12 protein-coding genes are annotated in these 13660 nt (G+C 66.9%); 8 read left to right on the top strand and 4 right to left on the bottom strand.

Features of this window, described 5'->3' with window-relative positions; translation table 11 throughout:
- Positions 1-345: 345 nt before the first annotated feature.
- The 4 genes from phbB to NV382_RS15595 form a co-directional block, all read right to left on the bottom strand.
- A complete protein-coding gene (gene phbB, locus NV382_RS15610; protein ID WP_260597631.1) occupies positions 346-1068 on the bottom strand; it encodes an acetoacetyl-CoA reductase in 723 nt (240 codons plus the stop codon).
- Between the two features lie 38 nt (positions 1069-1106).
- Positions 1107-2114, bottom strand: a complete 1008-nt coding sequence (gene hemH / locus NV382_RS15605) for a ferrochelatase (protein WP_260597630.1) — start codon at positions 2112-2114, stop codon at positions 1107-1109.
- Positions 2111-4363: a molybdopterin cofactor-binding domain-containing protein gene (locus NV382_RS15600; RefSeq protein ID WP_260597629.1), complete on the bottom strand. Its 2253-nt coding sequence runs from the start codon at positions 4361-4363 to the stop codon at positions 2111-2113. The genes hemH and NV382_RS15600 overlap by 4 nt, the downstream gene beginning before the upstream one ends.
- A 286-nt stretch (positions 4364-4649) precedes the next feature.
- On the bottom strand, positions 4650-6341 hold the full coding sequence (locus NV382_RS15595) for a class I adenylate-forming enzyme family protein (RefSeq protein WP_260597628.1): 1692 nt from the start codon (positions 6339-6341) through the stop codon (positions 4650-4652).
- Between the two features lie 67 nt (positions 6342-6408).
- Here NV382_RS15595 and lgt point away from each other — a divergent pair, with 67 nt between their 5' ends.
- From lgt to NV382_RS15555, 8 genes are all read left to right on the top strand, one after another.
- Entirely contained in the window at positions 6409-7278 is an 870-nt protein-coding gene (gene lgt / locus NV382_RS15590) for a prolipoprotein diacylglyceryl transferase (protein ID WP_260597627.1), read from the top strand.
- Between the two features lie 116 nt (positions 7279-7394).
- Positions 7395-8456, top strand: a complete 1062-nt coding sequence (locus NV382_RS15585; protein WP_260597626.1) for a class I SAM-dependent methyltransferase — start codon at positions 7395-7397, stop codon at positions 8454-8456.
- Positions 8453-8962: a GNAT family N-acetyltransferase gene (locus NV382_RS15580; RefSeq protein WP_260597625.1), complete on the top strand. Its 510-nt coding sequence runs from the start codon at positions 8453-8455 to the stop codon at positions 8960-8962. Before NV382_RS15585 ends, NV382_RS15580 begins: the two co-directional genes overlap by 4 nt.
- The gene (gene pgeF, locus NV382_RS15575; protein ID WP_260597624.1) at positions 8959-9717 is read left to right on the top strand and encodes a peptidoglycan editing factor PgeF; all 759 of its coding nucleotides are present in this window, start codon (positions 8959-8961) and stop codon (positions 9715-9717) included. Before NV382_RS15580 ends, pgeF begins: the two co-directional genes overlap by 4 nt.
- Positions 9718-10010: 293 nt before the next feature.
- Entirely contained in the window at positions 10011-11336 is a 1326-nt protein-coding gene (locus NV382_RS15570; RefSeq protein WP_260597623.1) for a cystathionine gamma-synthase family protein, read from the top strand.
- A gap of 87 nt (positions 11337-11423) precedes the next feature.
- Complete coding sequence (locus NV382_RS15565; RefSeq protein WP_312026752.1) at positions 11424-11801, top strand: DUF2147 domain-containing protein; 378 nt, start codon at positions 11424-11426, stop codon at positions 11799-11801.
- A gap of 39 nt (positions 11802-11840) precedes the next feature.
- The gene (locus NV382_RS15560) at positions 11841-12866 is read left to right on the top strand and encodes an adenosine deaminase (protein WP_260597622.1); all 1026 of its coding nucleotides are present in this window, start codon (positions 11841-11843) and stop codon (positions 12864-12866) included.
- Positions 12863-13378 carry a phosphoribosyltransferase gene (locus NV382_RS15555; protein WP_260597621.1) on the top strand — a complete coding sequence of 172 codons (516 nt, stop codon included), beginning with the start codon at positions 12863-12865 and terminating at the stop codon, positions 13376-13378. Before NV382_RS15560 ends, NV382_RS15555 begins: the two co-directional genes overlap by 4 nt.
- Positions 13379-13660 lie beyond the last annotated feature (282 nt).

Below are 13660 nucleotides of genomic sequence, written 5' to 3'. Positions count from 1 at the left end.
TTCCCGCGAAGGCGGGGATCCATAGTGGCAGGCTTAGCGGCTGAAAGGCAGACGTTCGAGTATATGGATCCCCGCCTGCGCCGGGATGACGGCGATTACTTGCTCGAGCGAAACAACTGGCGGCTGGTTCCGGGGTCCACCGGGCGCACGCTCTACCTTCACGGCACCATCGTTCCGGTAGTTCGCGTGGTAGATCCTGGAACAGTCCGGGGGTGTCGGTGTACGACCTCAACGTCACGCCGACGGCAAAGCCGTCGGCCGGATCGGGGCTGCACCCCGTCCGCCGGCCGTGCCGGGCGCTCGCGCCTTGCGCGATCGGCGCGGGCGTGGCCGCGCCTGCGCCCGTCAGTACATATGCTGCCCACCATTAATCGACAGCGTCGATCCCGTCACGAAGCCGCCCTCTTCCGAACACAGGAACGCGACACCGCGGGCGATCTCGTTGGCCTGGCCAAGACGCCCGACCGGGATCTTCGCCACGATCTTCTCCAAGACATCTGCCGGCACCGCCGCCACCATGTCGGTGTCGATATAACCAGGCGCGATCGCGTTGACGGTCACCCCGGCGCGCGCGCCTTCCTGCGCCAGCGCCTTGGTGAAGCCGTGAATGCCCGATTTCGCCGCGGCGTAATTCACCTGGCCGTACTGCCCCGCCTGGCCGTTGATCGACCCGATGTTGACGATCCGCCCCCATTTGCGGGTGCGCATGCCCGGGAACACCGCCTTGGCCATGTTGAAGCAGCCGCCGAGATTGGTGTCGATCACCTCTTTCCAATCCTGGTAGCTCATCTTCAGGATCGTGCCGTCGCGCGTGATGCCGGCATTGTTGACGACGATATCGACGTCCCCGAGCTCTGCTGCCACCTGCGCACAGCCTGCCTGGCAGGCGTCGTAATCGGCGACATCCCACTTGTACGCCGGGATGCCGGTGCGCTCGGTGAACTCGGCCGCGCGCTGCTCGTTGCCGGCATAATTGGCGGCGACGGTGATCCCCAAATCCTGGAGCGCCAGGCTGATCGCCTCGCCGATCCCGCGCGTGCCTCCGGTAACGATCGCCACGCGTGCCATATGTCTCTCCTAGAATGCGCTATCGTTGAGCGCTTACGCTACGGCGTGGTCGTCCAGCCTTCAAGCTCCCGAGCGAGCAGCGTGCGTAACATTTCAATGCCACGCGCGCTGTCGTTCAGGCACGGCAGATAGGCGAAATCCGTGCCGCCTGCGCCGATGAAGCTTTCACGCCCGCGGATGCTGAGCTCTTCCAATGTCTCGAGGCAATCGGCCGAGAAGCCCGGCGCCAGAATCGCCACTTTCTTCACGCCCCTGCCGGGCAGTGCCTCCAGCGTTTCGTCGGTCGCGGGGCCGAGCCACTTGGCGGGGCCGAAGCGCGACTGAAAGGCGATGATCACTTCCCGGCCCAGTGCCTCGGACAGCAATCGCGCGGTCTTCTGGCAGTGGCAATGATAGGGATCGCCCAGCTGCAACGTCCGCTTGGGCATGCCGTGGAAGCTGGCGATGATCGCCTCGGGCGTGAAGTCGAGGGCGGCCAGCCCGTCCTCGACCGATGCCTTGAGCGCGGCGATATAGCCGGCATCGTCATGATAGGGCGGTAGCGTACGGAGTGCCGGCTGCCAGCGCATGCCGGCGAGCGAGGCGAACGCCTTGTCATTGGCAGTGGCGGTCGTCGCGGCGCAATATTGCGGATAGAGCGGCGCCACCAGGATGCGCTCGCAACCGGCATCCTTCATCGCCGCCAGCCGCTCGGAAATCGAGGGATTGCCGTAGCGCATCGCCCAGTCGACCAGCACGCCCGGCCCGAATGCATCCTTCAGTGCCGCAGCCTGCAGCCGCGTGATCGCGGCAAGCGGCGAGCCATCCTCGCGCCAGACGAGGCCGTAGGCATGCGCCGACTTCTTGGGACGCGTGTTGAGGATGATGCCCCGCAGGATCGGCTGCCAGGCGATCGCCGGGATCTCCACCACGCGCCGGTCGGACAGGAACTCGCCGAGATAGCGTTTAACCGACTTGGTATCCGGTCCGTCGGGCGTGCCGAGATTGGTCAGCAGCACGCCGATCTTGGGGCGAGGAATGATCGGATGGTCGGCGGGCAACATCATGAGTCTCCAGGCCTGAGCGGCAAGGTGCGCAGGCGAAATCCGGTGGCCGATTGCAGCGCATTGGCAATGGCAGGCGCAACGGGGGGAACGGCAACTTCGCTGACGCCGCCAGGATCGGCGTCGCTGCGGATCAGCTCGACCGTAATGTCCGGCGTGTCGGCAAGGCGCGGCAGCGACAGATCGCCAAAGCCACGTGCGTCGGCCAGGTTCTCGGTAAAGCCGGTCGAGGCGCCCAGTGCCTGCGCCATGCCGAACACCAGACCGCCCTCGATTGCCTGCAATACCACATCCGGATTGATCTGCCGCCCGCAATCGACCGCCGCCACCAAACGGTCGACCCGTGGGCGCTGGTCGTTGCCGATATGGGCCTCCGCCAGCACCGCGATATAGCTGCCGCGGAAGCTGTGGCAGGCAATGCCCTGCCCGCTCCCCGGTACGCCGCCGCCCCAGCCGCCAAGCGACGCGACGGTCGACAGGCAGCGCGCCAGTCGCACGTCGCCGCCGAGCATGCCGATGCGGTACGACAAGGGCTCGGTCGCCGCGACATGGGCGAGCTCATCGAGGAAGCATTCGGTGAAGAAACAGGTGTAGCTATGCGCGCCCGAGCGCCAATGGCCGGTCGGCACGCCGATCTCGGCCGGGTGGTGATCGACCGCGAACGCCGGCATGCGGTAGATCGGACGCGCACCGGCCACCGCGTAGCGATCGCCGCTGCCGCGCGCGGCAAGCGCCGCTGCCGCCACGCGATCGCCGTCGAGCAAGCGGTCGGCAAGGTCGCGGCCGGTGGGTGGCGCGGCGATCTTGGCCAGCCAGCCGAGGATCTGGCCATTGGGGCCAAGCCGCGCCGCCATCCGCGCGGCCGCCGGTGGACGGTAGCGGTCGTGCAGCAGGTCTTCGCTGCGCGACCAGACCAGTTGCACCGGACGCTTCACCTCGAGTGCCAGCAAGGCTGCCTGCTCGGCGGCGAGATGTTCCAGATTGGCGCCGAACGATCCGCCGATCAGCATCGGATAGACGATCACCGCATCCTCGGGCAGGCCAAGCGTCGCCGCCGCAGCGGCGCGGGCAAGGCCCGGCGCCTGTGTCGGCAGCCAGAGTTCCAGCCGCGCCGTGCCATCGCGATCGCTATAGGAAGCGGTGGCGGTCATCGTCTCGATCGCGGCGTGCATCGCCAGACCGGCGCGATAATCCGCCGTCACCACACTCGCGCCCTTGAAGGCGGTCGATAGATCGCCCTCCGTGGCCAGCCGCGTGCCTGGCCCGTCCAGCGCTGCGGCCAGCGCCGTGTCGAACGAATCGGTGTTGACGATCGCCCCGGTGGTGGCGAAGCGCGGGCTGAGCGCATCGAGCGCCTTGTTCGCCGCCCACCAATTGGTCGCGATCGCCGCGACCCAGCGTTCGTTGGTCACGACCTGCAGCACGCCGCGGATGCGATCGGCAGCGGCGCGATCGACGCGGATCAGGCGCGTGTCGCCGACCGGTCCCTGCCGGATGCTGGCAAAGACCATGTCGGGCAAGCGGATGTCGCCGGCGAAATTTGCCGAACCATCGACTTTCGCCGGCACGTCGAGCCTCGGTAGCGAGCGGCCGACCAGCCGGTTCGGCTCGGCGGCGCGTAGCGGGATCGGATCGGGCACCGTGCCGCCCGCCGCCTCGGCGGCGAGCGAAGCGAAGCGCAGTTTCTTGTCGCCATGCGAGATGAACCCGTCGCGTGCACCGCAACTGGTCCAATCCACGCCCCAGCGCGCCGCGGCCACCTTGGTCAGCAGGATGCGCGCCGCCGCGCCTGCCGCGCGCAACTGCCCCTCGAACGCGCGCACCGAGGTGGAACCGGCGGTCAGCGTCAACGCAGGGCGCTCGGCGAGCGTGCGGCGCAGCGACACCGGCAGCACACCAAGCGCGCCTTCGAACAATTCGTCCACGCCCAGCGCATTGGCGTAGAGCGGGTTGAGCGGCGCGGGCTGCACCCCGACCGTGCGCCAGTCCGCCCCCAGTTCGTCGGCCAGGATCTGCGGCAACGTGGTATACACCCCCTGCCCGTGCTCGGCCTGCGGCACGGCGACCGTGACATGACCATCCTCGCCGATCTTCAGCCAAGCGCCGAAAACCGTCTCGCCCGAGGCTGCGGACAGGTTGGGCGCATAGTCGCGCGGCCAGACCGCCAGCGCCACGAGCAGCCCGATCCCGGCGCCACCGCCAATGAGCAGCGTGCGACGGTCGATCCTCGCCTGGGTGTCGTGCGCTGCCATATCGACCGCACTATCGCGGGGGAGGGAATGGGGGAAGGGTCGATGCCGGCCCGATAGACTGGTCGGGTACTTGCCCCTCGGGCAGATACTCCCTCGTCATGCCGGACTTGTTCCGGCATCCGCGGTGCCGCAAACGCGCGGATCGTCGATCTGCAGCACACTGGACCCCGGAACAAGGCGGTGAGCGTACCGCTCGGACATGGTCCACCACATCATCCCTGCCTGCGCGGGGAGGACGATCTATGCTCGAACAGGATCGCCGCCGAACGAGTCCGGGATGACGGGACTAGGCTATACCCGCCAGCGCGCGATACCTCGCCTTCAGGGCCACCTTGTCGATCTTCTCCGTTCCCAGCCGCGGGAGCGGATCGATCGACACCCATATCCGCTGCGGCACCTTGAACGCGGCGATGTGCGCGAAGAGATAGGCAGTGAGCTCTTCCGCCGTCATGTGCTCGCCGGGGCGGAAGACGACGACCGCGCCCGGCACCTCGCCCAATCGTTCGTCGGCGAGCCCGAACACCGCCGCTTCGGCGACACGCGGGTTCTGGTAGATCGCCGCTTCCACTTCCAGACACGAGATATTCTCGCCGCCGCGGATGATGATGTCCTTCTTGCGATCGACGATGAACAGATAGCCGTCCTCGTCGAGATAGCCGATGTCACCGGTCAGGAAGTAGCGATCGGGCGTGAAGGCGGCGGTGGTATCGGTCGGGCGGCCCCAATATTCCTTGAAGTTGCACACCGATCGGATCGCGACTTCCCCGCGCGTGCCCGAGGCCACCGGCTGCCCGGCGCCGTCGAGAATGGCGAGGTCGATCAGCGGCGGGGAGGGGCGGCCGGTGGAATTGGGCTTGGCGATATAATTGCCGCGCCAGTTGCCGCAGCCGGCACCGTTGGTTTCGGTCAGGCCATAGCCGAGCAACGGGGCGCCGCTGTTCGGCCCGCCCATTTCCTCTGCAATGCGCCGCACATGCTCGACCGGGCGCGGCGCGCCGCCGGCGGCGAAATCGGTGACGGATGACAGGTCGTATCGGGCGCGGTTCGGGTGCGTCAGCATCTCGAAGCTCATCAGCGGTACGCCGACGAAATAGGTCACGCTTTCGGCCTGGATCAGCCGCATCGCTTCCTCGGCATTCCATTTCGGCATCAGCACCAGCTTTCGTCCCATCGCGAAGCTCTGCAGAAATACCGGCACCTCGGCGGTAACGTGAAACAGCGGCACGTTGAGCAAGGTCGCGGGTTGCGTGGTCGGCGGATTGCCGTCCTCGGTGGCGATGCCGAGCATCACCAGCGCCTGCGCCAGATAATTGAACACGGCTTGGCAGACCGCGCGGTGATCGCTGAGCGCGCCCTTTGATTGTCCAGTCGAGCCGGAGGTGAACAGGATCGTCGCGGAATCGTCGCCGGTAAGGCTGGGCAGCGTGGCGTCCGCATCGTTACGCGCGAAAACCGACATGGCGGCGGGCAGCGGCGCGGAATCGTCGATCTCGATCACGCGCACGGCAAAGCCCGGAATGGCCGCCAGACGGCGCGCGCGCGGTGGATCGGCGAAGATCAGCGTGCAATCGACCTCGCCGATCGCCGCGGCCAGCTCGCCCGGCTGCCACCAGCCGCTGAGCAGGCAGGCGATGCCGCCGGCCATGGTGACGCCCATGTACAAGGCGATCCAGGACGGCGAGTTGCGCATCGCAATGCCGACGCGGTCGCCCTTGGCGATCTCGCCCACCAGGCTGTGCGCAACTTTCTGCGCCTCGGCATAGACCTGCCCGAAGGTCAGCCGCTCGTCGCCCGCGACAAGAAAGGTCGCGTCGCGATGCTCGTTGCAATAATGCGCGAAATAATCGGGCAGCACCGCCGGCGCGGCGGTGATCATCGGCAGCGTCACGCCGTTCAGCTCGATCGACCCGAGCGGCAGCGCCGTCGCGATCAGCCCGGCCACGCCATCGTCCATCCGCTCGTCGAGCTCGGTGCGCATGTCATTCTCTCCGCTTGGTCTTGTCGCCTGCGGCCTTTATGGACACCTCAAAGCCTGGGGAAAAGCCTTGATCCTGACTGCCGCCACTGCCGTCCAGCACCACCTGCTGTTCTCCGACCTCGGGCTGGACCCGGTCGCGCTCGATCTCGGCTTCTTCCAGATCAAATGGTATTCGCTCGCTTATATCAGCGGCATCCTGCTCGGCTGGTGGTATCTGCTGAAGCTGCTCGCCGCGCCCGGCGCGCCGATGGCCAGGCGCCACGCCGACGATCTGGTATTCTACGTGACGCTCGGCATCATCCTCGGCGGGCGGATCGGCTATGTGCTGTTCTACGCGCCCGAGATGCTGGCCAGCCCGATGAAGGTGCTGCGGCTCTGGGATGGCGGCATGTCGTTCCACGGCGGGGTGATCGGCACGTCGATCGCGCTGATCCTGTTCGCCCGCAAGAACGGCCTGAACTGGCTGCGCATCCACGATTACGTCGCCTGCGTGGTGCCGTTCGGGCTGTTCTTCGGCCGGCTGGCCAATTTCGTGAACGGCGAATTGTGGGGCAAGCCCAGCAACGTCGCCTGGGCGATCGTCTTCCCACGCACCGGCGACGATGTCGCACGGCATCCGAGCCAGCTGTACGAGGCGGGGCTAGAAGGCGTGCTGCTGTTCGCGCTGCTGTGGTTCGCATTCTGGCGCACCAAGGCGCGCTACGATCCGGGCAAGCTCGTCGGGCTGTTCGTGCTCGGTTACGGGGTGGCACGATTCGTGGTGGAATTCTTCCGCGAGCCGGATTCGCAGCTGGTCGGCTTTGCCGAGCGGACGGGGCTGCACATGGGCCAGTGGCTGTGCGTGCCGATGATCCTGGGTGGCGCGTATCTGGTGGCGACGGCAGCCGGGCGGCGGCAGCGGATCGAGCCGATCGCGGGTGGCGAAAGCGTTGCCTGATGGCTTCGGCCACGTCCCTTTCTCCGTTCGTGTCGAGCGTAGTCGAGACACCGGTCTAGCGCTTCCGCCAATGTGTCTCGACTTCGCTCGACACGAACGGTTAGGGGGTGACGACGATGACCACCCTTGATCGCGCTCCGACCGACGCCCCCCTGCCCGACCGACTTGCCCGCGCGATCACGCTCGCGGGGCCGATCTCGATCGCCCAGTATATGGCGGCGGCGAACGGACATTATTATGCGACGCGCGATCCGCTGGGCGCGGGCGGCGACTTCGTCACCAGCCCCGAGATCAGCCAGATGTTCGGCGAACTGATCGGGCTGTGGTGCGCCGATCTATGGGATCGTGCGGGCCGGCCGGCGTTGGCGTGGGTCGAGCTGGGCCCTGGGCGGGGCACGCTGGCAAGCGATGCGCTGCGGGCGATGGGGAAAGCGGGCCTCACCCCCGACGTGCATTTCGTCGAGAACAGCCCGGTGCTGCGCGCGGCGCAGGCCGAGCGGGTAGCCGGCGCGACCTGGCACGACAGCATCGACACCCTGCCGACCGACCGGCCGCTGATCGTCGTCGCCAACGAATTCTTCGACGCGCTGCCGATCCGCCAATTGCTGAAGACGGCCGGTGGCTGGCACGAGCGGCTGGTGGCCTGCCAGGACACCTTGTTCCTGCCGATCGCGGGCAAGCCGGTGCCTGCCGGACTGTTGCCGCCGAGCATCGAGGAGGCACCGCCAGGATCGATCCTGGAGACCTCCCCCGCCAGCGTCGCGGTGATGCGCGCGCTTGCCGGTCGGATCGTCGCGCAGGGCGGCGCGGCGCTGGTGATCGATTATGGCTATGAAGGCCCGGCGGTCGGCGAAACGCTGCAGGCGATGCGCGCGCACGCCTTTGCCAACCCGTTCGAGCATCCCGGCGAGCATGATCTCACCGCGCATGTCGACATGACGACGCTGCTGGCATCGGCGATGGCCGAGGGTGCGCGGCCGCTTGGGCCGACACCGCAGCGCGAGTTGCTCACCGGCCTCGGCATCGTCGCCCGCGCCGCCACGCTGGCCGCCGCAGTGCCGGCGCGGGCGGCGCAGATCGTCGCCGATCGCGATCGGCTGATCGAGACCATGGGCGCGCTGTTCCTGGCGATCGCGATCACCGCTCCCGGGTGGCCCGAGCCGGAGGGCTTCGCATGATCACCTACCGCGATGCCCGCACGATCGACGGCCCGGCGCTGTCGGCGATGGCGCGGCGCAGCTTCACCGAGACGTTCGGTACCTTGTACCGGCAATCCGACCTTACCGCGTTCCTGGACGATGCGTTCGGGCCCAACGGGTTGGCGGCGCAATTGTCCGAACCCGATTTCGCCATTCGCCTGGCGCTGGACGACGACCAGATCATCGGCTTCGTGAAGATGGGTCCGGTGACCTTTCCCGGCGAATGGCGGCCCGACGCGATCGAATTGTACCAATTCTACGTGCTGGGGCCATGGCAGGGCCAGGGCGTCGCGCAGGAATTGATGGCCTGGGCGCTGGAGCACAGCCGGTCGCACGGCGCCAAGGAAGTGATCCTGAGCGTCTATGTCGACAACCACCGCGCACACCGTTTCTACGAGCGCTACGGCTTCCGCGACATCGGGCGCATCGCGTTCCGGGTGGGCGAAACGGTGGACGACGACAATCTCATGCGGCTGGTGCTGTGAGCGTCGACGTCTTCCGCAGCAGGGCGCTGGACGGCGTCGCGCACGGCTTTCTCGGGCGGCGGGGCGGCGTGTCTACCGGGATCACCGCCGGGCTCGACCTGGGACGGCGCGGCCAGGAACCGACGCCGGAACTGATCGAGAACCGCAGGCGGGCGATCGCCGGAATACTGCCGGGCGCCGAGCTGCTCACCGTCTATCAGGTGCATTCCGCCGATGCGGTGACGGTGATCGCGCCGTACGAGGATCGGCTGCGTCCGCATGCCGATGCGCTGGTCACCGATCGGCCGGGCCTGGCGCTCGGCATCCTCACCGCCGATTGCGCGCCGGTGCTGTTCGCGGACCGCGAGGCCGGCGTGGTCGGTGCGGCGCATGCCGGCTGGAAAGGCGCGATCGGCGGCGTCACCGATGCCACGATCGTGGCGATGGAGGCACTCGGCGCACGGCGCGAGCGGATCGCCGCGGCGGTCGGCCCATGCATCGCGCGCGCCAGCTATGAAGTGGATGACGGCTTCGCGCAGCGCTTCGCAGCGCACGATCCCGCCAACGAGCGCTTTTTCGCGGCGGGCAAGCCCGGCCATCACCAGTTCGATCTGGAGGCGTACGTCGTGCACCGCCTGGCCGCCGCCGGGCTGAAAAGGATCGAGGCGCTCGGGCTCGATACCTATCCGGACGAAGAACGCTTCTTCAGCTTCCGCCGCGCGACGCATCGCGGCGAGCCGGATTACGGACGGCAGATCTCGATCATCGGACTGTAGGGCATGTGTAGGACTCGATAGGGCTCGCGCTGGTGCCAGCGCTTCGTCACCCCGGACGTGTTCCGGGGTCCACCCTGCCACACACTCCGCCTTCACGGCACTGTTCGCACGGAACGCCGCTTGGTGGACCCCGGAACAGGTCCGGGGTGACGGCTTGGCGGACGCAAGCACCTGCCAACCGACGCCAAGCCCAGGCCGGAATGTCGATGCCCACCCCTCCCCGTGGCAGGGCGGATAGTATAGAACGATACCGGATCAGCTGCGTTTAGGCGGTATTCCACAGGAGTTTCCCCATGTCCGATACCCCCAACGAAGACGAGCTGACCGGCGGCGCGCCGACCCCGGCCGGGCGCAAGAGCGTCGAGCGGATCGGCGATCGCAAGCTGAAGCCGTCGACGATGATGATGGGGCACGGCTATGATCCGATGCTGTCGGAAGGCGCGCTGAAGCCGCCGATCTTCCTCACCTCGACCTTCGTCTTTCCCAACGCCGCCGCGGGCAAGCGCCACTTCGAGGGCGTAACCGGCAAGCGCCCGGGCGGTTCGGAAGGGCTGGTCTATTCGCGCTTCAACGGCCCCAACCAGGAGATCCTCGAAGATCGACTCGGCGTGTGGGAGGAAGCGGAGGATGCGCTTGCCTTCTCCAGTGGCATGTCGGCGATCGCCACCCTGTTCCTGTCGATGGTCAAGCCCGGCGACACGATCGTCCATTCCGGCCCGCTTTATGCCGCGACCGAGACGCTGATCGGGCGCATCCTCGGCAAGTTCGGCGTCAACTGGCTGGACTTCCCCGCCGGCGCGACGCGAGAGGAAATCGATGCGGTGCTCCGCCAAGCGGCAGGCAACGGCAATGTCGCGCTGATCTATCTCGAAAGCCCCGCCAACCCGACCAACGCCCTGGTCGACATCCAGGCAGTGGCCGCCAGCCGCGATGCGATCTTCACCGGTGAGACCAAGCCGCCGATCGCGATCGACAACACGTTCCTGGGCCCGCTGTGGCTGCAGCCGTTGAAGCATGGCGCCGACATCGTCGTCTACAGCCTCACCAAATATGCCGGTGGGCATAGCGATCTCGTCGCCGGCGGCGTGCTGGGCACCAAGGAGCACATCAACACGATCCGCTCGATGCGCAACACGATCGGCACGATCTGCGATCCGAACACGGCGTGGATGCTGATGCGCAGCCTGGAGACGCTGGAATTGCGCATGAGCCGTGCGGGCGAGAATGCGATCAAAGTGTGCGAATTCCTGCGCACGCATCCCAACGTCGAACGAGTCGGCTATTTGGGCTTCCTCGAGAGCACGCCCGGGATGGAGCGGCAGGCCGACATTTACCGCCGCCATTGCACGGGGGCCGGCAGCACCTTCTCGCTGATCGTCAAGGGCGGCGAGAAAGAGGCGTTCGCGTTCCTCGACGCGCTGAAGATCGCCAAGCTGGCGGTCAGCCTGGGCGGTACCGAAACGCTGGCATCGCACCCCGCGGCGATGACGCATCTGTCGGTGCCAGAGGAGCGCAAGCAGGCGCTGGGCATCACCGACAATCTGGTGCGCATCTCGATCGGCGTCGAGGATGCCGACGACCTGATCGCCGATTTCGCGCAGGCACTCGATTCGTTTTGACGCCGTTCAGCCGCCGCTAAGCCGCCAGGGCGCATCGTCCCGACCCTTCAACCGATGGGCGAGACGATGCGAGCTGGAACGATGATCATGGCGGCCGTCCTGGCGATCGCACCTGCCGCAGCGCAGGCAGCGACTCCCAAGGGCGTGTGGACCAACCCCAAACAATCCGTCCGCGTCGTCTTCCAGCAATGCGGACGCGCGATGTGCGGCAAGGTCGTCTGGGCCAGCCCCAAGGCGAAGGCCGATGCCGCGGCCGGCGGCGGCCGGCCGCTGGTCGGATCGATGCTGTTCCAGGATTTCGTCGAGGAGGAGCGCGGGCTGTGGCGCGGCAGCGTGCTGATCCCCGATGTCGGGCAGACCGTGTCCGGCACGATCGAACAGACCGGCGCCAACACGCTGGTCGGCGAAGGCTGCCTGTTCGGGCGGCTCGGCTGCAAGACGCAGACCTGGACGCGGATGCGCTGAAGCCTTGCCCGGCGGCGCCGATGCGGCGATGATGGCGGCATGACCGACATCGCTTCTTCCGGGGATTTCATCGCCGGCCTGCCCAAGGCCGAGCTGCACCTGCACATCGAGGGCAGCCTCGAGCCCGAACTGATGTTCGCGCTGGCCGAGCGCAACAAGGTGGCGATCCCGTTCGCCAGCGTGGAGGATGTGCGCGCGGCGTACGCCTTCTCCAACCTGCAGGACTTTCTCGACATCTATTATGCCGGGGCCGACGTGCTGCGGACCGAAGCCGATTTCCGCGACCTGGCGGTAGCGTATTTCGATCGTGCGGCGGCGGACGGCGTGGTGCATGCCGAGATCATGTTCGATCCCCAGACGCATACTGCGCGGGGCATTCCGTTCGGTACGGTGATCGAGGGATTGCTCGCCGGAATGGCGGACGCCGAGGCGCGGCACGGCATGACGACAAAGCTGATCATGTCATTCCTGCGGCACCTCGACGAGGAGGATGCCTTCGCGACCCTCGCCGCGGCCGAGCCCTGGCTCGACCGGATCGATGCCGTCGGGCTCGATTCGTCCGAGATGAGCCATCCGCCGAGCAAGTTCGCGCGCGTCTTCGCCGCCGCCCGCGCGGCGGGACTGAAGCTCGTCGCGCATGCCGGTGAGGAAGGGCCGCCGGAATATGTCTACGAGGCGCTAGACCTGCTGGGCGTCGATCGGCTCGACCATGGCAATCGCAGCCTCGAGGATCCGGTGCTCACCGCGCGCCTGGCCCGCACCGGCATGACGCTCACCGTCTGCCCGCTGTCGAACCTGAAGCTGTGCGTGGTCAACGACATGGCGGACCACCCGATCGATCGCATGCTGCGCGAGGGGCTGCGTGCGACGATCAATTCGGACGATCCGGCCTATTTCGGCGGCTATATCGCCGACAATTACCGCGCCGCCGCCGTGTCGCGTAATCTGGACCGCGACGATCTGGCGCTGCTGGCGCGCAATTCGTTCCTCGGCAGCTTCCTGACCGACGATGCGGTGGCCGCGCACCTCGGCGCGCTCGATGCCTATGTGGCGCAAACCGCATGACGGTTTACACATTGGTGCCGCAGGAAGAGTTCGTCGCGGCGATCCGCACGCTGGCGGCGGCACTGGCCGACGATTCGTGGAAGCCGGATTTCATCATCGGCGTCGGGCGCGGCGGCCTCGCCCCGGCGGTGTTCCTCAGCCACGCGACCGGCCTGCCGATGCTCTCGGTCGACTATTCCAGCCAGGTGAAGGACTTTGCCGACGAGCCGCTGGTGAAGCTGGCGCGGCGCACGCAAAGCGGCGAGCGGCTGCTGTTCCTCGACGACATCAACGATTCCGGCCGTACCATCGGCCGCCTGCGCGCCAAGCTGGCCGATGGCGCCGCAGTCCCGGACAGCATCCGCTTCGCCACGCTGATCGACAACGTCTCCTCGCTGCAGACCGTCGACTATCGCGCGCGTACGATCGACCGGCGCGACACGAAGGATTGGTTCATCTTTCCGTGGGAAGCCGTCGCGCCGGACGTGACGATCGCCGAAGATGCGGCGGCAGTGCCGGAGCGGATCGCCTGAGTCTTCAACGTTCAACGATACCGCACACCCCGGACTTGTCGCTGCTTACACTGCCGAGCATGTAACTTCCGTCATCCCCGCGCAGGCGGGGATCCATAGTCTCCACAGTGGCGATTTCGCTGCCAGGTCAGCCAGTATGGATTCCCGCCTGCGCGGGAATGACGATTACGTTCGGATCGGTATAGCCGCCGACTTGTTCCGGGGTTTACCGTCCCGAACTCAACCGACATGGACCCGGAACAAGTCCGGGGTGACGCACACATTGGCGTCAACGACTTGTCT

Origin of the sequence: Sphingomonas endolithica, from assembly GCF_025231525.1 — a bacterium.
In the GTDB taxonomy this organism is placed as follows: Bacteria; Pseudomonadota; Alphaproteobacteria; order Sphingomonadales; family Sphingomonadaceae; genus Sphingomonas; species Sphingomonas endolithica.
Note: the sequence above shows the minus strand (reverse complement) of the source record. Positions and strands in the feature narration are given on the sequence as shown.